The sequence below is a fragment of the Xanthobacter sp. DMC12 genome (assembly GCF_056314105.1).
On sequence record NZ_JBQUYZ010000006.1, the window covers coordinates 254514 to 273842 of the forward strand.

A 19329-nucleotide genomic window follows, 5' to 3' on the forward strand; every position below is an offset into this window, starting at 1 on the left:
GTATCTCCGTTAAATCGGTTGAAGCGCAGTCCTGCCGCCGTGTCGAGCCCAATCGCTGCGCTCATCCCACGTCGAAGGTCACGCCCTGGGCCAGCGGCAGGCTCGAGCCGTAGTTGATGGTGTTGGTCGCGCGGCGCATGTACGCCTTCCAGCTGTCGGAGCCCGCCTCGCGTCCGCCGCCGGTCTCCTTCTCGCCGCCGAACGCGCCCCCGATTTCCGCGCCGGACGGGCCGATGTTCACGTTCGCGATACCGCAATCCGACCCTGCCGCCGAGAGGAAACGTTCCGCCTCCCGCAGGTCCGTGGTGAAGATGGCCGAGGCGAGGCCTTGCGGCACCTCGTTGTTGAGGCGGATTGCGTCGGCAAGGTCGGTGTAGCGCAGCACATAGAGGATGGGCGCGAAGGTCTCTGCCGCCACCGTGTCCGTCTGCGCCGGCATTTCCACCAGCGCGGGGCGGACATAATAGCCATCGAGCGCGAACTCGGCCCCCAGCCGCTCCCCGCCAGTGACGATGCCGCCGGCTGCGCGCGCGGCTTCCAGAGCCACCTGCATGGCCTCGAACGCGCCGGCATCGATGAGCGGACCCACCAAAGTCCCCTCCGCGCGGGGATCGCCCACGCTCACAGAGGCATAGGCCGACTTCAGGCGGGGCAGGAGCGCGTCATAGACGCTGTCATGCACCATCAGCCGACGCAGGGTGGTGCAGCGCTGGCCGGCCGTGCCCATGGCGGCGAAGGCGACGGCGCGCAGCGTCAGGTCGAGATCAGCGGAGGGGCAGACGATGGCGGCATTGTTGCCGCCCAGTTCGAGGATCGCGCGCCCGAAGCGCTGGGCCACGCGCGGCCCCACATGCCGGCCCATGGCGGTGGAGCCGGTGGCGGAAATGACAGGCACCCGCGCATCGTCCACCAGCGCCTCTCCCGCCGCGCGGCCGCCCAGCACGAGGGTGGAGAGCCCCTCCGGCACACCGCCGAAGCGGTCGGCGGCGCGGGAGAAGATGGCGTCCACGGCGAGGGCGGTGAGGGGCGTCTTTTCCGATGGCTTCCACACCACCGAATTTCCGCAAACCAGCGCCAGCGCGGCATTCCACGCCCACACGGCGACGGGAAAGTTGAAGGCCGAGATGACGCCCACCACCCCTATGGGGTGCCAGGTCTCCATCATCCGGTGGTCTGGCCGCTCGGTGGCGATGGTGAGGCCGTGAAGCTGCCGGGAGAGGCCGGTGGCGAAGTCGCAGATGTCGATCATCTCCTGCACCTCGCCGAGGCCCTCGGACGTGATCTTGCCGGCCTCCAGCGTCACCAGCGCGGCAAGGTCGGCCTTGGCCGCGCGCAACTCCTCGCCGAACAGGCGCACGAGTTCGCCGCGCCGCGGCCCCGGCACCAGGCGCCACTGGAGGAAGGCGGCATGGGCCCGGCCGATGGCCTCCTGGACCGCGGGCGCGTCCATCTCCGTGATGCGGGCAATGACTTCCCCGGTCAGCGGCGTCACTGCCTCGCGCGTCCCTTTGAGGCGGTCGGCCGGGATGCCGAGCCGCGCCAACAGGGCGTCTGAGTCCGCTTCGATTTCGCCGGTGACGGGAAAGCGCGCCATGGTCGTCTCCTCATTCTGATTTGGCCTGTTCTAGCCGTCCCGTAGGGCCGCGGGAACCATCGCGCGCGGGGCAGGGTTTTGGGCGAGGGGGGCGAAGCGCGCGTGCGCGCCGACTTTTGCGCGGAGGAACGAGAATGCCCCACGCCACCAACCCGAGCCCGATCACCGCCGAGCCCGGCCAAACCGCCAATGCCTTGCAGGGCCTCTCCGATACCGAGCGCGATCGCATTCGCTGGCGCGCCCACGCGCTTTGGCGGGACGACGGCTGCCCGCAGGGCCGCGACCGCGAATATTGGGAGCGGGCGGAACTGGAAGTCCTGAAAGGCCGGCGCTCTTACTGAGGAGGCTTCAAATGCCAGCAAAATCAAAGGCCCAGCAGATGGCGGCCGGCGCCGCCCTGTCCGTCAAGAAGGGCGAGCGCAAGAAATCTTCCCTCAAGGGGGCCTCCCGCCAGATGGTGGACTCCATGAGCGAGAAGGAGCTTCATGACCTTGCCGCGACCAAGCAGAAGGGCAAGCCGTCCCATGTCTCCAAAGACTGACCGGTAAGCGGTCCATGGCGCCGCGCGCCTTCTGGAAGGGCTACCTGAAGCTCTCGCTCGTGACCTGCCGGGTGGCCATGACACCGGCCACGTCAGAGCGGGAAAAGCTGCGTTTTCACACCCTGAACCGGGAGACGGGCAACCGCATCGTCTCCCGATACGTGGACGAGGGCTCGGGCAAGCCGGTTGCCGAGGCGGACGAGGCGCGCGGCTACCAGACGGGCGATGACAGCTATGTGCTTGTCGAGGATGAAGAACTCGACGACATCGCGCTCGAGTCGACCCGCACGATCGACATCGAGAGCTTCGTCCCGCGCGACAGCATCGGCTGGGTCTACCTGGACAAGCCGCACTATCTCGTTCCCGACGACGCCGTTGGGGCGGAAGCCTTTGCCGTCATCCGCTCCGCCATGGAGGAAACAAAGACGGCCGCGCTCTCGCGCCTGGTCATGTATCGCCGCGAGCGCGGCGTAATGCTGGAGCCGCGCGCGAGCGGGCTCATCCTGTGGACCTTGCGCTACGGGGATGAGGTGCGCGAATTCGATGGCGCGCCGGAAGCGCGGGAGGCACCGGACAAGGCTGCGCTCGGCCTCGTCAAGACGCTGATTTCCGAGCGCACGCAAGCCTTTGAACCGGAGATGGTACATGACCCCGTGCAGGCGGGGCTCATGGATCTCATCGCCTCCAAGCGCAAGAAGCGTCCGGCGAAGAAGGCAGCCAAGCCAGCCCCCGAGGCTCCCACCGGCGGCAATGTGGTGAGCATCATGGATGCGTTGCGCCGCAGCCTTTCCGCGGAGAAGGGCAAGCGAAAGTAGCGCCACGCTATTCTGGCAACGGCACCGCGGCGGCGCGGAAATCGCCCCATGGGTCCTGGCTGAGATTCATAAGCCGCGCCATGGCGTTGCCGACATTGAAATGCTGCGGGCCGATGGCCTCGCCCAGCTCCTCCCACGCCAGCGGCATGGACACCGGGGCCCCCGGCCGCGCCCGTGTGGAATAAGGTGCCACCGCCGTCGCGCCCCGCTGGTTACGCAAATAATCTATGAGAATCCGACCCTTGCGCTTGGCCTTGCTGATGGTGGCGACGAAATGCTCCGGGCTGTCAGCCGCCATTTCCTCGGCCATCTGCTTGGTGAAGGCCTTCAAACGGGTCCAGTCGGCCTTGGGCCGGAGCGGCGCACAGACGTGCAGGCCCTTGCCCCCGGAGGTTTTCAGGAAGGCGGAAAGGCCTTTTTTCTCAAGCCGTTGCTTCACTTCCTGAGCCGCAACGATCACGTCCCGCCACGGCACATCGTCGGCGGGATCAAGGTCCATGGTGAGGATGTCCGGCCGCTCCCAGTCCGCCAGCGTCGCCCCGAATGGGTGGATCTCCAGGGCCGCGCCCTGGACCAGCGCCGTCAGGCCGTCGAGGTCGCGAATGGCGAGGTAGGGGGCTTCATCCTTCTCCTTCGGATCGGGCACCTGGAGGATGTTCTTGTCCAGTCCCTTCCACGGGTGCTTCTGGAAAAACCGTTGACCGTCAATGCCTTCCGGGCAGCGCACCAGCGCCAGAGGGCGGCCGGTGACGAACGGGGCCATGGTGCGCCAGACCTGCGCGTAATAGTCCGCCAGCCCTTCCTTGGTGAGGCCGACATCCGGCCAATAGACCCGGTCCGGATGGGTGAGACGCACCCGGCGCTGGGGCGCGGGTGGATCGGAAGTCTTTGTTTCGGCAGGCTTTTCCCGAACGATCTCCGTCGCCGGCTTGTCTTCGCGCAGGCCGCGGAAGGCGGCGTGGCGTAGGTGGCCGTCGCCGGTCCAGGCACCGAATTCCACCTCCGCCACATGGCGTGGCTCAACGAAGGTGACGCCCCGCGTTTCCTCTGCGGTCAGCTTCCCGGAGAAGGGAGAAACATCAGTCTTTTCAGAGGCTAACAGCTTGTAGAGATCGGCCGCGACGCGCTGGGTGAAGCCCGTTCCGACGCGTCCCACATAGCGCAGCTTGCCGGTCTCGAACACCCCCAGCGCCAGCGAGCCGACGGCGGTGCGCGAGGTGGTGGAGGGGACGAAGCCGCCGACCACAAACTCCTGTCGTTCCAAGCACTTGGACTTGATCCAGTCGCGCGTCCGGCCGCTGTGGTAGGGGGCATTCTTCAGTTTCGAGACAACCCCTTCGAGGCTCAGGCGGCAGGCGTGGCGCAGGACGAGGGCGCCGTCGTCCTCGAAATGGGCGCTGTAGCGCACCTTGTCCCCCGTTTCGCCCACCAGTTTTTCCAGCAAGTCCTTGCGATCCTTGAGGGGGAGCGGGGTCAGGTCGTGGCCGTCGAGGTGGAGAAGATCGAAGACGTAATAGACGAAACGGTCGCTGCGCCCCTCCGAAAGGTCGGCTTGAAGGGCGGAGAAATCGGTGGCGCCATTGCCGGATTCCACGACGATTTCACCATCGAAAAGCGCGGTTCGGATGGGGAATCGGGTGAGTTCGGCAGGGATGCCGGTGCCGAATCGGTCAGTCCAGTCGAGTCCGGTGCGGGTGAGCAGGCGCACCTTGCCGTTTTCGACCCGCGCCTGGATGCGATAGCCGTCGAACTTGATCTCGTGGAGGTATCTTGTGCCGGCCGGCGCCTTGGTCGTGAGAGTCGCCAGCGCGGGGGGCACGAAGGCGGGGAGGGGGGCGGCCTTCGCGCCCTTCGGGAGGGTGAGTGGAGCGCCGGTGTTCCCCCTCGCGCCATCGGGTGGGGGATCGTCGGCGGGCGGGGCAGGGGACTTCGCCATGGGGGACTTCACCACGGTGGATTTGGCCCCGGCCTTCTTCGTAGCCGCCCCGGCCTTGGCGGCGCGCTTCTTCGGCGGGGGATCATCCTCTGAAAGGGCGTCCACGGCCCGGCCGGAGACGACGGAGAGCGGCTCCTCCTCGAGGATGTCCGGCGCGCCCTCAGGTCGGGCGAATGCGTCCTCGGCCTTGATGAGGAGCCAGTTCTCCTTCTTCTCCCCGCCGCGCGGGTGCATCCGCACCAGATGCCAGCGGCCGTGGAGCTTTTCGCCGTCGAGGCTGAATTCCATATGCCCCTTGGCATAGGCCTTGTGGGGATCGCCGATGGGGGTCCAGGTGCCGCGGTCCCAGATGATGACGTTGCCGCCGCCATACTGGCCCTTGGGAATGGTGCCCTCGAAGCCGCCGTAGTCGAGGGGATGGTCCTCCACATGCACGGCAAGGCGCTTCTCGCCGGGCACGAGGCTGGGGCCGCGGGTGACGGCCCAGCTCTTCAGTACGCCATCCATCTCCAGCCGGAAGTCATAATGCAGGCGCCGCGCCGCATGCTTCTGGATGACGAACGAGCCTTCCGGCCGCGCGGCTTCACCCTTCGCCTTGCGCCGGGCGGCGCCGGAGGGCTCGGGGGTGGCGGCGAAGTCGCGCTTGGCGCGGTAGCGGTCAAGGTCGGCCATGGCTCAGCTCGCCTTGCGGGTGGTCTTGCGGGAGGGCGCGGGTTTCTCGGCGGCGGCCTTCTTGTCGGCCTTGGCTTTGGCGGGCGCCTTCTTGCCGCTTCCGCCGGCGGCCTTCCCGTTCGCGCCACCGGTGGCCTTGGCGCTGGCGCGCAGGGCCTCCAGCAGGTCCACCACCTTTTCTTCCTTGCGCGGCGGCGCCTTGGGCAGGGGCTTGCCCTCCATCTTGGCGCGCACCAGCTCGGCCAGGGCAGCCTCGTAGCGGTCCGGATAGGCGTCGGGATCGAATTTGCCGGCCTTGGTCTTGATGATGTGGGTCGCGAGATCGCGCATCTCGCCGGTGATCTTCACCTCCGGCACGTCGGCGAAGGCCTCCTGCGCCGAGCGTACCTCGTAGTCGAAGGAGAGGGTGGAGGCGAGCAGCGCACTGCCCTCGCCGGTGGGGCGGATGAGCAGCCGGCGGACGCGGCGGAACAGCAGCGCCTCCCCCAGCGCCGCCACCTTCTGGGCGGCCATGCCGCGCTTCAGGAGGTCGAACACCTCGGCGGCGGCCTCATCCACCGGTGCGAGGAAATAGGGGCGGTCGAGATACACCGTGTCGATGCCGTCGCACGGCAGGAAGGCGTCGATGGAAATGGTCTTGTCGTTGTCCGGCAGCACGGCGGCCGCTTCCTCGGGCTCGATGGTGATGTATTCGCCCTTGGAGACCTCGTAGCCCCGCACCTGATCGTCATTCTCGACCGGCTTGCCGGTTTCCTCGTCCACATATTGCCGGCGCAGGCGATGGCCGCTCTTGCGGTTCACCATATGCAGGCTGATGCGCTCGGAGGTGGAGGCGGCCGCATAGAGGCCGACGGCGCAGCTCAGCGCGCCGACCGTGAGAAATCCCTTCCAGCTCGCCCGTGGCGCCATCTCGCCCCTCGTTGCAGGCCTTCTCTCACCTGTTGTCAGAGCACACCCGCGCGGCGGCGCGGGCAAGGGAAAATGCGTCCGGTGCTGGAGCGTACCCTCTCCCGCAAGGGGAGAGGGAGTTCCGCCGGCTATCTCGGCAACATCACCCGTGCAGGCGCCGCGCGTAGAAGGTGGCCAGCAGCCGCGCCTCGGCTTCGGACCCGGCGCGGATCGGCGCCGAGGCATCGTCCAGCACCCGCCAGCTCCAGCGCCGGTCGTGGCAATCGAGACGGGCGACGGGCATGCCGTCGCAGACCAGAACCTGGCTGCCCGTCGCCTTCGCGCGCCATTCGAGGATGGGCTCGGAGCCCGGCGGCGCGTGGAAGAAGTTGCCAGCCTCGTGGAGGAAATGGCGGATGGGGCCGCGGCTCGCTGCATCGTGGTGCATGGCTAAGTCTCCTTTGCAGAACCAAGTGGCCGCGCGGCCCTTTGGTTCCGTGCCGTTGCAGCGCAGGGGCTCCCATGGTCTAGAAGAGGTTTCCGGAAAGGAGAGGCGGGATGGTCGCATTCTACGACGCGGGCGCGGTCGAGGCGGCGCTCACTTATGAGCGTCTGGTGCCGGCGCTGCGGGCGGCCTTCGCGGCGGCGGAGGTGGAATCGCCGGTGCGCGGCGTCCACCATGTGGGCAATGAGGCGACGCCCGGCCGGCTCCTCACCATGCCGGCGTGGCGGCCCGGCGCGGTGTTCGGCGTGAAGCTGGTGAACGTCTTCCCGGCCAATGGCGCCAAGGGGCTCGGCGCGGTTCATGGTGTCTACGCCCTGTTCGACGGCACCACCGGCGTGCCCACGGCCATCATCGAGGCCGATGCGCTCACCAACCGGCGGACGGCGGCGACTTCGGCGCTGGCCTCCACCTTCCTCTCGCGCATGGACAGCGAGACGCTGACCGTGGTGGGCACCGGCAATCTCGCCTTCCAGCTGGCGCAGGGCCATTGCGCCGTGCGGCCCATCCGCCGCGTGCTGGTGTGGGGCCGGGTGCCGGAGCGCGCCGCCGCCATGGCGGAACGGCTTGCCGCGCTGGGCCTGCCGGCCGAGCCCGCGCGCGACCTGTCGGCGGCCGTCGCCGCCGCCGATATCGTCACCAGCGCCACCACCTCCGACGATCCGCTGATCCTCGGGCGGGATGTGAAGGCAGGCACCCATGTGGACCTCGTGGGCGCCTTCACCCCCACCATGCGCGAAAGCGACGACGCGCTCATCCTCGCCAGCGACGTCTATGTGGACACCTATGTCGGCGCCCTCGGCGAGGCCGGCGACCTCTTGCTGCCGGTTGCGGCCGGGATCTGGTCGAAGGACCAGGTGAAGGCCGATCTCTACGAGCTGTGCGCCGGCACGAAGCAGGGGCGGGCGGACGCCTCGGCGATCACCCTGTTCAAGTCCGTGGGCGCGGCCATCGAGGATCTCGTGGCGGCGGAGCTGGTGGCGGGGCGGTAGTCCCGCCACCCCGCGACGTGCGCCGGGCCGGCGTTCAGCCGGCCGCCGAGAGCGCGGCGTCGAGCGCTCGTGAGACGCGCTCGTCGTCAGGCGCCACGTTTGGTGCGAAGCGCGCGACGACGCGGCCGTCGCGGCCCACCAGGAACTTCTCGAAGTTCCAGATCACGTCGGACGTGGCGGGGGCGGCGCGGCCGCGGCTGGACAATAACGCGCGCATGGCCTCCGCGCCCTCGGCCTCGGGCTGGGCCGCCACCAGCGCGTCATAGAGCGGGTGGCGGGTGGCGCCTGTCACCGAGATCTTTTCGAACATGGGGAAGGTGACGCCGTAGGTCAGGCTGCAGAAGCTGGCGATCTCGCTTTCGGTGCCGGGCTCCTGCCCCGCGAAATCATTGGCGGGGAAACCGAGGATTTCGAGCCCCTGATCTTTGCGCGCCTCATACAGCTGTTCCAGGGCCGCATATTGCGGGGTGAGCCCGCATTTGGAGGCGACGTTGACCACGAGGAGCACCTTGCCGCTGAATTCACCCAGCGTCGCTGGCGTGCCGTCGATGCGCTTCAGGGGGATGTCGAACAGCGTCTGGGACATGAGAGCCTGCCGGGATGGTTGCGTCGGTGCGCAGGCTAGCACGCCCTCCGGTACCTGCGCAGATCAAGCTGCGTCAGGTGTCAGGCGTCGCGCTCCAAAGCGGCAAGGCGCATGTAGAGCGTCGAGCGGGCGATGCCGAGGCGGCGAGCGGCGCGGGTGAGGTTGCCGCCGCAGGCCTCCACGGCGGCGCGGATGGCGGCTTCCTCCACGGTGCGAAGGTCCGTCGCGGGGGGCGCGGCGGTGGCGGCGGTGGCGATTTCCGGCGGCAGGTCGCCGACATCAATGGGCGCATCGGCGCTGCCCATGGCGATCAGCATTTCCACCACGTTGCGCAGTTCGCGCACATTGCCCGGCCAGGAATAGGCGGCGAGCGCCGCGCGGGCGGCCTGTGTGAAGCGCGGGGGCGGAAGGCCGGCACGGGCGGCGGCGCTGCGGCCGATGTGGTCGAGCAGGAGCAGCACGTCGTCGCCCCGCTCGCGCAGCGGGGGGATGCGCAGGCGCAGCGCGGCGATGCGATAGAACAGATCTTTCCGGAAGCGCCCCGCCGCCACCTCGCCGGAGAGGTCGCGATTGGTCATGGAGACGAGGCGCAGGTCCACCCGCCGCCCGGTGTGGCCGCCCACGCGGTAGACCACGCCATCCTCCAGCACGCGCAGCAGATAGGATTGCAGCTCCAGCGGCATCTCGCCGATCTCGTCGAGGCAGAGCAGGCCGCCGTCCGCCGCCTCCACCTTGCCCTGCTTGCCCGAGGCATCGGCGCCGGTGAAGGCGCCCTTCTCGTAGCCGAACAATTCGCTGGCGATGAGATCGCGCGGCAGCCCGCCGCAATTGAGCGGAACGAACGGCCCGGCCGGCGCGCGCACGCCATGGATGGCGCGGGCGAAGACCTCCTTGCCCACGCCCGTCTCGCCCTCCAGCAGGATGGGCAGGCCGCTCTCCGCCATGCGGCGGGCCTTGGCCTTCACCTCCTGCATAATCGCGCTCTCGCCGATGATGGCGTCGAAGGCGAGGGGCTCCAGCTCGCGCGCCGGATCGCGCGGGGCGGGCTTCGGACGGCGCGACGCATGGAGCACCACCACGCCGCCGATCTCCTCGCCGTCCTCCCGCACGATCTCGACGCTGGCGCCGGGCAGAAGCTGGGCGATGCGCGCGGCCCAGGCATCGGGCGTCACGTCTTTTAGCGCCGCGAGGCGGCCGTCCGCGATGAGACGGTCCGAGCGCCGAGCCGCCTCCTTCAGGGCGCGGTCGGTGGAATAGATCAGCGCGCCGGAGCGGCCGAAGGCGAGGATTTCCTCGGTGAGCCAGAGCGAACGCTTGGAGAGGAAATGGCGCAGCACCTGCTCGTGCTCCATCTCCATGCGCCGGCCGAGCACCGCCTCGATCTGGTGGGCGAGGGCCACCGCGTGGGCGAGGTTCTGCGGGTTGAAGGTGTCGGTGGAGCCGGAAATGTCCACCGCGCCGATGATCTCCTTGTCGAGCGGGTGGCGCACCGGGGCGGCGGCACAGGTCCAGCGCTGGACGGGGGCGCAGAAATGCTCGGCGGCGTGGATCTGCACCGGCCGCCCGCAGGCGAGCGCGGTGCCGATGGCGTTGGTGCCGATCTCCGCCTCGCACCACAGGCCGCCCTGCTGCAGCTTCACCTCCTGCCCGGTGTCGAGGGCACGGGCATCGCCCTCGGCCTCCAGGATCGTGCCGTCCGGGTCGGAGAGGATCAGCATGGAATGGGCGTCGGAGAGGAGGTGGCGCGCCTCCTCCATGGCCGGACGGGCGGCGGTGACGAGGCGGTTGTTCTGGTGGCGGCGGCGGAACAGCTCGGCCTCGCTTACCAGGGGAGCGGCCGGGCGGTCGGCGGCGATGTGATGAAGGCGGGAGCGCTGCCAGGACGCCATCACCGCCGGGCGGATGACGGCGGAGGCGGCGCCGTCCTGGTGAAACGCCTCCCAGGCGCGCGCAATCTCGCGATGTGGCACCAGCTCTGCCCTCCGGGCCGGGCGGCGCGGCGTTCCCGTGTGCGCCGCCGGAGCCATTGGCCGGCAGGCTGCCTTGGCCAATGGCCGCAGCGCCCGCAGGCGGGTTCACTCCCTGAATTGCCGCGTTCTGACCGCCGGCATCGAGGCCGGCGGCGGCGGCTTTGGCCGGAGAATACGCGCACTTTCATGCTGCTCGCAAGTCCGGCCGGCCGCGTGGTGGCAGTCGTCGTCTGAAACGATCGGGGGGCGGACAACAAGTGTCCGGAAATCGGACAGTCGAAGACTTCCAGATTACATGACGCATTGCACAAGGATCAGGAGAATCCTCGCATTTATACAGTCGATCGCGATTGGCACGCATCCTGCCCCTCATGCTGCGAGCCGGCACCGAAAAATCCAACGCCGGCACGACAGGGAGGAAACGAGCGTGAACGTTCCCGTGGGAAACCTGCGCAGCGTCCAGGTGCTCGGCATCGATGCCGGCGGCACCATGACGGATACCTTCTTCGTGGACCAGGACGGCGACTTCGTCGTCGGCAAGGCCCAGTCCACGCCGCAGAACGAGGCCCTCGGCCTCATCGCTTCCTCTGAAGACGGGCTCGCCAACTGGGGCATGTCGCTCCATGAGGCCCTCGCCCAGCTTCAGACCGGCGTCTATTCCGGCACCGCGATGCTCAATCGCGTGGTCCAGCGCAAGGGGCTGAAATGCGGCCTCATCGTCAATCGCGGCATGGAGGATTTCCACCGCATGGGCCGCGCGGTGCAGAGCCACCTCGGCTATGCCTATGAGGACCGCATCCACCTGAACACCCATCGCTACGACCCGCCGCTCGTGCCCCGCCAGCTCACCCGCGGCGTGATCGAGCGGACGGACATGATGGGCACGCAGGTCATCCCCCTGCGCGAGGAGAGCGCCCGCGAGGCGGCCCGCGACCTCATCGCGGCGGAGGTGGAAGGCATCGTCATCTCCCTGATGCACTCCTACAAGAACCCGGTGAACGAGCGCCGCGTGCGCGATATCGTGACCGAGGAAGTGGAGAAGAGCGGCAAGAAGATCCCGGTCTTCGCCTCGGCCGATTACTATCCGGTGCGCAAGGAAACCCATCGCACCAATACCACCATCCTCGAAGGCTACGCCGCCGAGCCTTCGCGCCAGACGCTCTCCAAGATCTCCAACGCCTTCAAGGAGCGCGGCACCAAGTTCGACTTCCGCGTGATGGCGACCCATGGCGGCACCATCTCCTGGAAGGCGAAGGAGCTGGCCCGCACCATCGTCTCCGGCCCCATCGGCGGGGTGATCGGCGCGAAGTATCTCGGCGAAGTGCTGGGCTACAAGAACATCGCTTGCTCGGACATCGGCGGCACCTCGTTCGACGTGGCGCTCATCACCCAGGGGGAGATGACCATCAAGAACGACCCGGACATGGCCCGGCTCGTGCTGTCCCTGCCGCTGGTGGCGATGGACTCGGTGGGCGCCGGCGCCGGCTCCTTCATCCGGCTCGATCCCTACACCCGCGCCATCAAGCTCGGCCCGGATTCGGCCGGCTACCGGGTGGGCGTGTGCTGGAAGGAGAGCGGCATCGAGACCGTCACCATTTCCGACTGCCACATGGTGCTCGGCTATCTGAACCCCGACAACTTCCTCGGCGGCGCGGTGAAGCTGGACCGGCAGCGCTCGGTGGACGCCATCAAGGTGCAGATCGCCGACAAGCTCGGCCTCTCCGTGGAAGATGCGGCGGCCGGTATCATCGAGCTGCTCGACTCTGATCTGCGCGATTACCTGCGCTCCATGATCTCGGGCAAGGGTTATTCGCCCCAGAGCTTCGTCTGCTTCTCCTATGGCGGCGCCGGGCCGGTCCACACCTATGGCTATACGGAAGGCCTCGGCTTCGAGGACGTGATCGTGCCCGCCTGGGCGGCCGGCTTCTCCGCCTTCGGCTGCGCGGCGGCGGACTTCGAGTATCGCTACGACAAGTCCCTCGACATCAACATGCCGCCGGACGCGCCGGAGGCGGACAAGGTGAAGGCGGCCGAGACGCTTCAGGCGGCGTGGGAAGAGCTGACCCACAACGTGCTGGAGGAGTTCAAGCTGAACGGCTATTCGGCCGATCAGGTGACGCTCCAGCCCGGCTACCGCATGCAGTATCGCGGGCAGCTGAACGATCTGGAGATCGAGAGCCCCATCGCCACCGCCGGAACGGCCGGCGACTGGGACCAGCTCACCGACGCCTTCAACGCCACCTATGGCCGCGTCTATGCGGCGTCCGCCCGCTCGCCGGAGCTGGGATACTCGGTCACCGGCGCCATCATGCGCGGCATGGTGCCGATCCCCAAGCCCCGCATCCCCAAGGAGCCGGAAGAGGGCGAGACCCCGCCGGAAGAAGCAAAGATCGGCACCCGCAAGTTCTATCGCAAGAAGAAGTGGGTGGATGCGCAGCTCTACAAGATGGAATCCCTGCGCCCCGGCAACCGCGTCATGGGCCCCGCCATCATCGAATCCGACGCCACCACGTTTGTCGTGCCCGACGGCTTCGAGACCTGGCTCGATGGGCACCGGCTCTTCCACCTGAAGGAGGTGTGAGGGGCGGGATTACTCCCTCTCCCCTTGCGGGAGAGGGTTGGGGTGAGGGGTATCGCGCCGCACGAGCCGGCGTCGGTGCCTAGGGGCGCCGCCCACCCCTCACCCCCGCCCCCTCTCCCGCAAGGGGAGAGGGGAGAAACGGGAAGATGCCCTCTCCCGCACGGGGAGCGGGCAGCAAACCCAACCAATCTCAAGAGGAAACGACCCCATGAACGTCAACGTCAAACAGACCAGCCTTGAGGGCGCCACCCGCGGCATCGTCCGGGGCGGCGAGACGCTCAAAGAGCATCGCGACCGGCTGATGACGGCCACCAAGGCCACCGGCCATTATGCCGGCCTGAAGAAGCTGGAGCTGCGCGAGAGCGAGCCCATCCTCTACAACAAGCTGTTCTCCCGCCTGCGCGCCGGCGTGGTGGATGCGCGCGAGACCGCCAAGAAGATCGCCGCCTCGCCCATCGTGGAGCAGGAGGGCGAACTGTGCTTCACCCTCTACAACGCGGCGGGCGACAGCCTTCTCACCTCCACCGGCATCATCATCCATGTGGGAACCATGGGTGCGGCCATCAAATACATGATCGAGAACAATTGGGAGGCCAATCCGGGCGTTCACGACCGGGACATCTTCTGCAACAACGACAGTCTCATCGGTAACGTCCACCCCTGCGACATCCACACCATCGTCCCCATCTTCTGGGAAGGTGAGCTGATCGGCTGGGTGGGCGGCGTCACACACGTCATCGACACCGGCGCGGTGGGGCCGGGCTCCATGGCCACGGGGCAGGTGCAGCGCTTCGGCGACGGCTATTCCATCACCTGCCGCAAGGTGGGCGCGAATGACGAGCTGTTCCGCGACTGGCTGCACGAGAGCCAGCGCATGGTCCGCACCACCCGCTACTGGATGCTGGACGAGCGCACCCGTATCGCCGGCTGCCACATGATCCGCAAGCTGGTGGAAGAGGTGGTCGCGGAAGAGGGCATCGAGGCCTACTGGAAGTTCGCCTATGAAGCGGTGGAGCATGGCCGCCTCGGCCTTCAGGCGCGCATCAAGGCCATGACCATCCCCGGCACCTACCGGCAGGTGGGCTTCGTGGACGTGCCCTACGCCCATGAGGACGTGCGGGTGCCCTCCGACTTCGCCAAGCTCGACACCATCATGCACGCCCCCTGCGAGATGACCATCCGCAAGGACGGCACCTGGCGGCTGGATTTCGAGGGGTCGAGCCGCTGGGGCTGGCACACCTACAATGCCCATCAGGTGAGCTTCACCTCGGGCATCTGGGTGATGATGACCCAGACGCTCATCCCCTCCGAGATGATCAACGACGGCGCCGCCTACGGCACCGAGTTCCGCCTGCCCAAGGGCACCTGGATGAACCCGGACGACCGCCGCGTCGCCTTCTCCTATTCCTGGCACTTCCTGGTGTCCGCCTGGACGGCCCTCTGGCGCGGCCTGTCGCGCTCCTATTTCGGCCGCGGCTACCTCGAGGAGGTGAACGCGGGCAACGCCAACACCTCCAACTGGCTGCAGGGCGGCGGCTTCAACCAGTATGACGAGATCCACGCCGTGAACTCGTTCGAATGCGCCGCCAACGGCACCGGGGCGACCGCCGTGCAGGACGGCCTCTCCCACGCCGCTGCCATCTGGAACCCGGAAGGCGACATGGGCGACATGGAGATCTGGGAACTGGCCGAGCCGCTGATCTATCTCGGCCGCCAGATCAAGGCCTCCTCGGGCGGCTCCGGCAAGTATCGCGGCGGCTGCGGCTTCGAGAGCCTGCGCATGGTCTGGAACGCCAAGGACTGGACCATGTTCTTCATGGGCAACGGCCACATCTCGTCCGACTGGGGTCTGATGGGTGGCTATCCCGCCGCCTCCGGCTATCGCTTCGCCGCCCACAAGACGGGGCTGAAGGAGCTGATCGCCTCCGGCGCCGACATCCCGCTCGGCGGCGACACCGACCCGGAGAACCCCACCTGGGATGCGATGCTGCCCAAGGCGCAGATCAAGCGCGACAAGCAGGCCATCACTACCGAGGAGATGTTCGCGGACTACGACCTCTACCTCAACTACATGCGCGGCGGCCCCGGCTTCGGTGATCCGCTCGACCGCGAGCCGCAGGCCGTGGCCGATGACATCAACGGCGGCTACGTGCTGGAGCGCCTCGCCGGCGATGTCTACGGCGTGGTGGTGAAGAAGGGGCCGGACGGCCTCGTGGTGGTGGACGAGGCCGCGACCAAGGCCGCCCGCGCGGATATCCGCAAGGCGCGTCTCGCGAAATCCGTCCCCACCCGCGAGTGGATGAAGGGCGAGCGCGAGAAGATCCTCGCCAAGGATGCGGGCACCCAGGTGCAGCAGATGTTCGCCGCCTCCTTCAAGCTGGGCCCGAAGTTCGAGCAGCAGTTCCGGGCGTTCTGGGACCTGCCGGAGAGCTGGGTGCTCAACGAGGAGGACATCGGCGTGCCCACCTACGGCTCGCGCTACTCCATGGACATCTCCGAGCTGCCGGACGTGACCACCGTGCAGTTCGTGGAGGAGTGATCCCTCCACTGGGCGGCGGTCCGCGCCGCCGCCCGCTTTTTCTTCGCAAATCAAGATGTTCAGGAGGAAACCATGTCCTATACCCGCGCCAAGATCGTCGATCTCGTGGAAGGCAAGATCGATCCCGATACGCTGCACCAGATGCTCTCCACCCCGAAGGACCCCGAGCGGTTCGTGACCTATGTGGAAATCCTGCAGGAGCGCGTGCCGTGGGATGACAAGATCATCCTGCCCCTCGGCCCGAAGCTCTTCATCGTGCAGCAGAAGGTCTCCAAGAAGTGGACCGTGCGCTGCGAGTGCGGCCATGATTTCTGCGACTGGAAGGACAATTGGAAGCTGCACGCCCGCGTCCATGTCCGCGACACGCCGCAGAAGATGGAGGAGATCTATCCCCGCCTCATGGCCCCGACGCCCTCGTGGCAGGTGATCCGGGAGTATTTCTGCCCCGAATGCGGCACGCTCCACGACGTGGAGGCGCCGACCCCCTGGTATCCGGTGATCCACGATTTCGAGCCGGACATCGACGCCTTCTACACCGAATGGCTCGGCCTGCCGGTGCCGGAACGCGCCGCGGCGTGAGGGAGCCTGACCGTCCGCCAAGCTGATGACGACCGTCGCCCTCCGGCTTGACCGGAGGGCCCATCCCACGGCTCAAGCAGGCCTCCGAAAGATGGGCGAACGGCGTCATGGGTCCTCCGGTCAAGCCGGAGGACGACGGCGGTGGGGCGGATCGATCCTTCTTTTACAAGGCCCGTCGGGGGCTTTCGCCGGGCGCCCGGCGCCAGCGGGAGGAAGGGGGCTCAGGGCACCCCTTCCTTTCGCGTTTCAGGCGCCTGCGCCTTCCGTATTTCCGGTCATCGCCGCACGCCGGGAGGGGCGGGGGGCGGGCGGGGTGATGGCGGCGAGCGTCGCCACCGCGAGGCCGATCACCAGCACCCACACGGCCGGGCGGGGGCCGAGGTCGAGGGTGAAATTCGCGTCCAGCACCAGAAACGGGTCCACCCGCGTCGCCAGCGCATACCAGAGCATTTCGACGCCCGCGGTAAGCGCCGCCCCGGCCACCGAGAGCCCCGCCATGGCGAGCGGCGTCACGCTCTTCCCGTCGCGTCCCGCCACACGGAAGGCGAAGAGCAGCAGGAAGATGCCGGCCATCAGCACCGGCTCGGTGACATCGAGCTTGGACTGCATGAAGAAATGCACCGTGCCCAGCACGGCGATGGCGTAGACGGCCATGTGCAGCCGGTTCCAGCGGGTCGCGCCGAGCCGCCGGATGGCGCCGTCGGTGGAGGTGGCGCCGAGCGCGACCAGCAGCGCCACTGCCACCGCTCCGATGGTGAGATAAATGCGCAGCACGATCTCGCTCAGCGCCCGGCCGAAGCCCTGGTCGATGATGTAGAGCGTGAGATGCAGCGCCGCGTAGCCGAGCGCCGCGAGGCCGAAGATGCGCCGGCCGAAATGGAGCTTCGGCAGGTTGAACAGCCGCCGCAGGGGCGTCACCGCCAGCGTCACCGCGAGGAAACGAATGGCCCACAGGCCGGTGAAATGGATCGCCTCCGTCCACGGCCGCGCGCCGAGCTGGCCGTTGGCGGCAAGGCCCACGAGCCACACCGCCGGCAGGATGCTGGAGACGAGGAACAGGGTCTTCTCGGGGCTGAACCGGCCGGAGCGCTCGTGAAACAGGGGCATCGGGACCTTTCCGGCAAAGCTGTGCAGGCGCCCGCCCGGCGCCCGCTTCCCCTTACGCCGCCCCCTGCGGCGGCGTTACGGCCATGGCCTGCACGATGGCGTGATGGGGCGAACTCTCTCAGGCGTTCAACTCGCCGTCGATTTGCGCCTTCAGGCCGGGATCGATGCCGAGCGAACCCGCGAGCCAGTCCAGATAGGCGTGCTCGGCGTCGTTGTCCGGCCGGATGGCGAGGGCAGAGGCCGCGTAGATCTGCAGCGCCGCCTCGGGCGTCGCGGCGGCGGCGACCACCTCGTTGGGATCGACCGGCGTGGTGAGGATGGCGATGAGCGCATCGCGCTGGGGAGAGGCGGAGCCCATGCGCTCCAGCCCGCCGCCGATGCGCGAGACCTCCTCCTCGTCGATCTCTCCGTCCGCCTGCGCGGCGGCGGCCATGGCCGAGAGCAGCACGCCGGAAAAGGCTTCCGGCCCGCCCGGCGCGGCGGCGGGGGAGAAGGCGGCGTCCGGTTCCCCGGAAGAGAAGGCCGAGCGTCCGCCGGCGCCGGCCTGCCACTTGCGGTAGGCCTTCCAGGCCAGCATGCCGATGATGGCGAGGCCGCCATATCTCATTAGGTCGCTGCCGCCCGATGAAGAAGGTTGATGGCCGGGCTGGGGTGAGGGTTGCGGCTGGCGATAGTCGGGCGGCGCCTGCTGCGGCTCCGGCTGGGGATAGTCGCCGGCCGGGTTGGAGCCGCCGCGGCCGAGCGCTTCGGCGGCAATATCGCCAAGGCCGCCGCCCGCGCCGCCGGAAATACCCCCACCTTGCGTGGAGCCGCCGGAGGGGCGGCCCGCGCCGCCGCCGCCCAGGATCTGGCCGAGAATGTCCTCCAGCCCGCCCGTGGGGCCGGCCGATGCGCCGCCGGAGGGTCCGCCCTGCGGCGCCGCGCGGCCGCCACCCAGCACCTGCCCGAGGATGTCGCCGAGACCGCCGGGCAACCCCGACGCGCCGCCAGCGCGTGGACCGCCGCCGCCGAGCACCTGGCCGAGAATGTCGCCGAGGCCGCCCGGCAGACCGGAAGGTGCCCCGCCCGAGCTGCCCCGCTGGCCGCCGCCGAGCACCTGTCCCAGAATGTCGCCGAGCCCGCCCGGCAACCCGCCACCGCCCTGCGGGGCGCCGCCGCCGCGCACGCTGCCCGAGCCGAGCGCCGCGCCGATGAGCTGTCCCAGAAGATCACCCGTTCCGGCCATGGCTTCCTCCCTGTTGGTGCCGCCACAGGCGCAAGGCCCGGCCGCGATCGAGGCTGCTAGCACCTTATTGAGTCCAACCGCGGGCACGGTCTCACGCTAGGGAAGTCCAAGGGGAAGTCCATGCCCGCGTTCGAGCTAAGGACGAAGCCGGCATCCGGACAAGCCCGATGATGCCCCCGCCCGGTCCCGCGGGCTTACGAAGTCGCGATCAGATGACGGCGGATTTCGTCCGCCGCTTCCGCCGCATGGGTCTGCGCCAAATCATGTCCCGCCCCCGGCACGATGCACAGGCGGGAAGCGGGCAGCAGGCGCGCCAGCCTTTCCCCGACCGCCACCGGGCTGATGGGATCGGCGTCGCCCCACAGCAGCAGCGTCGGCGCGCGGACCGTCGACAGCCGGCCGGACAGATCCTCCACCGGATCGGCGATCCATCGCGCCGCGTTCGGGAAGGCGCCGAAATAGTCCGGCCGCCAGTCTTCTCCGCCGAGGTCGGCGACCGGGACACCGCCGGAGGTCACGCACAGAACGAGGGTTCGGACGAGGTGAGGGAAGGCGAGCGCCAGCTTCAGTGCGATGTACCCGCCCATGGACTGGGCGACGATGGCCACGGGCTGGCGCATCCGGCCCGCGACCAGCCCGACGAGATCGTCGATGCTGTTCACGTCCGCCCGGGCCGGCTGGCTGCCCAGTCCAGGCCAGGAGAAGAACGTGCCGTCCCATTCGGCCCGCGCTGCGACGGGCCGCCAGAACGCGGCGTCTCCCGTTGCGCCGGGCAGGAACAGCGTCTCGATCATGGCTGGCC

Annotated in this window: 16 protein-coding genes; 7 read left to right on the top strand and 9 right to left on the bottom strand. The window is 68.3% G+C overall.

The genetic code is table 11. From position 1 onward, the window contains the following. Positions 1-61: 61 nt before the first annotated feature. A complete protein-coding gene (gene amaB / locus ACT535_RS21230; protein WP_476365909.1) occupies positions 62-1594 on the bottom strand; it encodes an L-piperidine-6-carboxylate dehydrogenase in 1533 nt (510 codons plus the stop codon). Between the two features lie 134 nt (positions 1595-1728). Between amaB and ACT535_RS21235 the strand changes: the two genes are divergently transcribed. The 3 genes from ACT535_RS21235 to ku (ACT535_RS21245) are packed head-to-tail and all read left to right on the top strand — an operon-like array spanning position 1729 to position 2950. After that, entirely contained in the window at positions 1729-1935 is a 207-nt protein-coding gene (locus ACT535_RS21235; protein ID WP_476365910.1) for a DUF2934 domain-containing protein, read from the top strand. An 11-nt stretch (positions 1936-1946) separates the two neighbouring features. Beyond that, the gene (locus ACT535_RS21240; RefSeq protein ID WP_476365911.1) at positions 1947-2135 is read left to right on the top strand and encodes a DUF3008 family protein; all 189 of its coding nucleotides are present in this window, start codon (positions 1947-1949) and stop codon (positions 2133-2135) included. 14 nt (positions 2136-2149) lie between these two features. Then, on the top strand, positions 2150-2950 hold the full coding sequence (gene ku / locus ACT535_RS21245) for a non-homologous end joining protein Ku (protein WP_476365912.1): 801 nt from the start codon (positions 2150-2152) through the stop codon (positions 2948-2950). A 7-nt stretch (positions 2951-2957) separates the two neighbouring features. Here the strand turns inward: ku (ACT535_RS21245) and ligD are convergent, their stop codons facing one another. From ligD to ACT535_RS21260, 3 genes are all read right to left on the bottom strand, one after another. Continuing rightward, the gene (ligD, locus tag ACT535_RS21250) at positions 2958-5558 is read right to left on the bottom strand and encodes a DNA ligase D (protein WP_476365913.1); all 2601 of its coding nucleotides are present in this window, start codon (positions 5556-5558) and stop codon (positions 2958-2960) included. Positions 5559-5561: 3 nt separating this feature from the next. After that, entirely contained in the window at positions 5562-6467 is a 906-nt protein-coding gene (gene ku / locus ACT535_RS21255; RefSeq protein WP_476365914.1) for a non-homologous end joining protein Ku, read from the bottom strand. Positions 6468-6609: 142 nt separating this feature from the next. Then, positions 6610-6894 (bottom strand): hypothetical protein, encoded by a 285-nt coding sequence (locus ACT535_RS21260; RefSeq protein WP_168456509.1) that lies wholly within the window; start codon positions 6892-6894, stop codon positions 6610-6612. A gap of 110 nt (positions 6895-7004) precedes the next feature. On the opposite strand from ACT535_RS21260, the gene lhpI reads away from it, so the two are divergent. Beyond that, positions 7005-7940 carry a bifunctional Delta(1)-pyrroline-2-carboxylate/Delta(1)-piperideine-2-carboxylate reductase gene (gene lhpI, locus ACT535_RS21265; protein WP_476365915.1) on the top strand — a complete coding sequence of 312 codons (936 nt, stop codon included), beginning with the start codon at positions 7005-7007 and terminating at the stop codon, positions 7938-7940. A gap of 34 nt (positions 7941-7974) precedes the next feature. Here the strand turns inward: lhpI and ACT535_RS21270 are convergent, their stop codons facing one another. Next, positions 7975-8526, bottom strand: coding sequence for a glutathione peroxidase (locus ACT535_RS21270; protein WP_476365916.1), 552 nt, complete (start codon positions 8524-8526; stop codon positions 7975-7977). An 80-nt stretch (positions 8527-8606) separates the two neighbouring features. Then, the gene (locus tag ACT535_RS21275) at positions 8607-10496 is read right to left on the bottom strand and encodes a sigma-54-dependent Fis family transcriptional regulator (protein WP_476365917.1); all 1890 of its coding nucleotides are present in this window, start codon (positions 10494-10496) and stop codon (positions 8607-8609) included. Positions 10497-10923: 427 nt separating this feature from the next. Here ACT535_RS21275 and ACT535_RS21280 point away from each other — a divergent pair, with 427 nt between their 5' ends. The 3 genes from ACT535_RS21280 (at position 10924) to ACT535_RS21290 (ending at position 16195) form a co-directional block, all read left to right on the top strand. After that, complete coding sequence (locus ACT535_RS21280; protein ID WP_476365918.1) at positions 10924-13077, top strand: hydantoinase/oxoprolinase family protein; 2154 nt, start codon at positions 10924-10926, stop codon at positions 13075-13077. A 208-nt stretch (positions 13078-13285) separates the two neighbouring features. After that, positions 13286-15616, top strand: coding sequence for a hydantoinase B/oxoprolinase family protein (locus ACT535_RS21285; RefSeq protein WP_476365919.1), 2331 nt, complete (start codon positions 13286-13288; stop codon positions 15614-15616). Positions 15617-15688: 72 nt separating this feature from the next. Next, positions 15689-16195 carry an acetone carboxylase subunit gamma gene (locus ACT535_RS21290; RefSeq protein WP_168456515.1) on the top strand — a complete coding sequence of 169 codons (507 nt, stop codon included), beginning with the start codon at positions 15689-15691 and terminating at the stop codon, positions 16193-16195. A gap of 246 nt (positions 16196-16441) precedes the next feature. Here ACT535_RS21290 and ACT535_RS21295 read toward each other — a convergent pair whose 3' ends face one another. The 3 genes from ACT535_RS21295 to ACT535_RS21305 all read right to left on the bottom strand — a co-directional run bounded on the left by ACT535_RS21295 (position 16442) and on the right by ACT535_RS21305 (position 19321). Next, positions 16442-17302, bottom strand: a complete 861-nt coding sequence (locus ACT535_RS21295) for a protein-methionine-sulfoxide reductase heme-binding subunit MsrQ (protein ID WP_476365920.1) — start codon at positions 17300-17302, stop codon at positions 16442-16444. A gap of 118 nt (positions 17303-17420) precedes the next feature. Then, on the bottom strand, positions 17421-18527 hold the full coding sequence (locus tag ACT535_RS21300; protein ID WP_476365921.1) for a tellurite resistance TerB family protein: 1107 nt from the start codon (positions 18525-18527) through the stop codon (positions 17421-17423). A 194-nt stretch (positions 18528-18721) separates the two neighbouring features. Next, entirely contained in the window at positions 18722-19321 is a 600-nt protein-coding gene (locus ACT535_RS21305) for an alpha/beta fold hydrolase (RefSeq protein WP_476365922.1), read from the bottom strand. Positions 19322-19329: the final 8 nt, after the last annotated feature.

Bases quoted from the DNA above. Each gene is read 5' to 3' on its own strand.
- amaB (WP_476365909.1), bottom strand. From the start codon at position 1,594: ATGGCGCGCTTTCCCGTCACCGGCGAAATCGAAGCGGACTCAGACGCC.
- ACT535_RS21235 (WP_476365910.1), top strand. From the start codon at position 1,729: ATGCCCCACGCCACCAACCCGAGCCCGATCACCGCCGAGCCCGGCCAA.
- ACT535_RS21240 (WP_476365911.1), top strand. From the start codon at position 1,947: ATGCCAGCAAAATCAAAGGCCCAGCAGATGGCGGCCGGCGCCGCCCTG.
- ku (WP_476365912.1), top strand. From the start codon at position 2,150: ATGGCGCCGCGCGCCTTCTGGAAGGGCTACCTGAAGCTCTCGCTCGTG.
- ligD (WP_476365913.1), bottom strand. From the start codon at position 5,558: ATGGCCGACCTTGACCGCTACCGCGCCAAGCGCGACTTCGCCGCCACC.
- ku (WP_476365914.1), bottom strand. From the start codon at position 6,467: ATGGCGCCACGGGCGAGCTGGAAGGGATTTCTCACGGTCGGCGCGCTG.
- ACT535_RS21260 (WP_168456509.1), bottom strand. From the start codon at position 6,894: ATGCACCACGATGCAGCGAGCCGCGGCCCCATCCGCCATTTCCTCCAC.
- lhpI (WP_476365915.1), top strand. From the start codon at position 7,005: ATGGTCGCATTCTACGACGCGGGCGCGGTCGAGGCGGCGCTCACTTAT.
- ACT535_RS21270 (WP_476365916.1), bottom strand. From the start codon at position 8,526: ATGTCCCAGACGCTGTTCGACATCCCCCTGAAGCGCATCGACGGCACG.
- ACT535_RS21285 (WP_476365919.1), top strand. From the start codon at position 13,286: ATGAACGTCAACGTCAAACAGACCAGCCTTGAGGGCGCCACCCGCGGC.
- ACT535_RS21290 (WP_168456515.1), top strand. From the start codon at position 15,689: ATGTCCTATACCCGCGCCAAGATCGTCGATCTCGTGGAAGGCAAGATC.
- ACT535_RS21295 (WP_476365920.1), bottom strand. From the start codon at position 17,302: ATGCCCCTGTTTCACGAGCGCTCCGGCCGGTTCAGCCCCGAGAAGACC.
- ACT535_RS21300 (WP_476365921.1), bottom strand. From the start codon at position 18,527: ATGGCCGGAACGGGTGATCTTCTGGGACAGCTCATCGGCGCGGCGCTC.
- ACT535_RS21305 (WP_476365922.1), bottom strand. From the start codon at position 19,321: ATGATCGAGACGCTGTTCCTGCCCGGCGCAACGGGAGACGCCGCGTTC.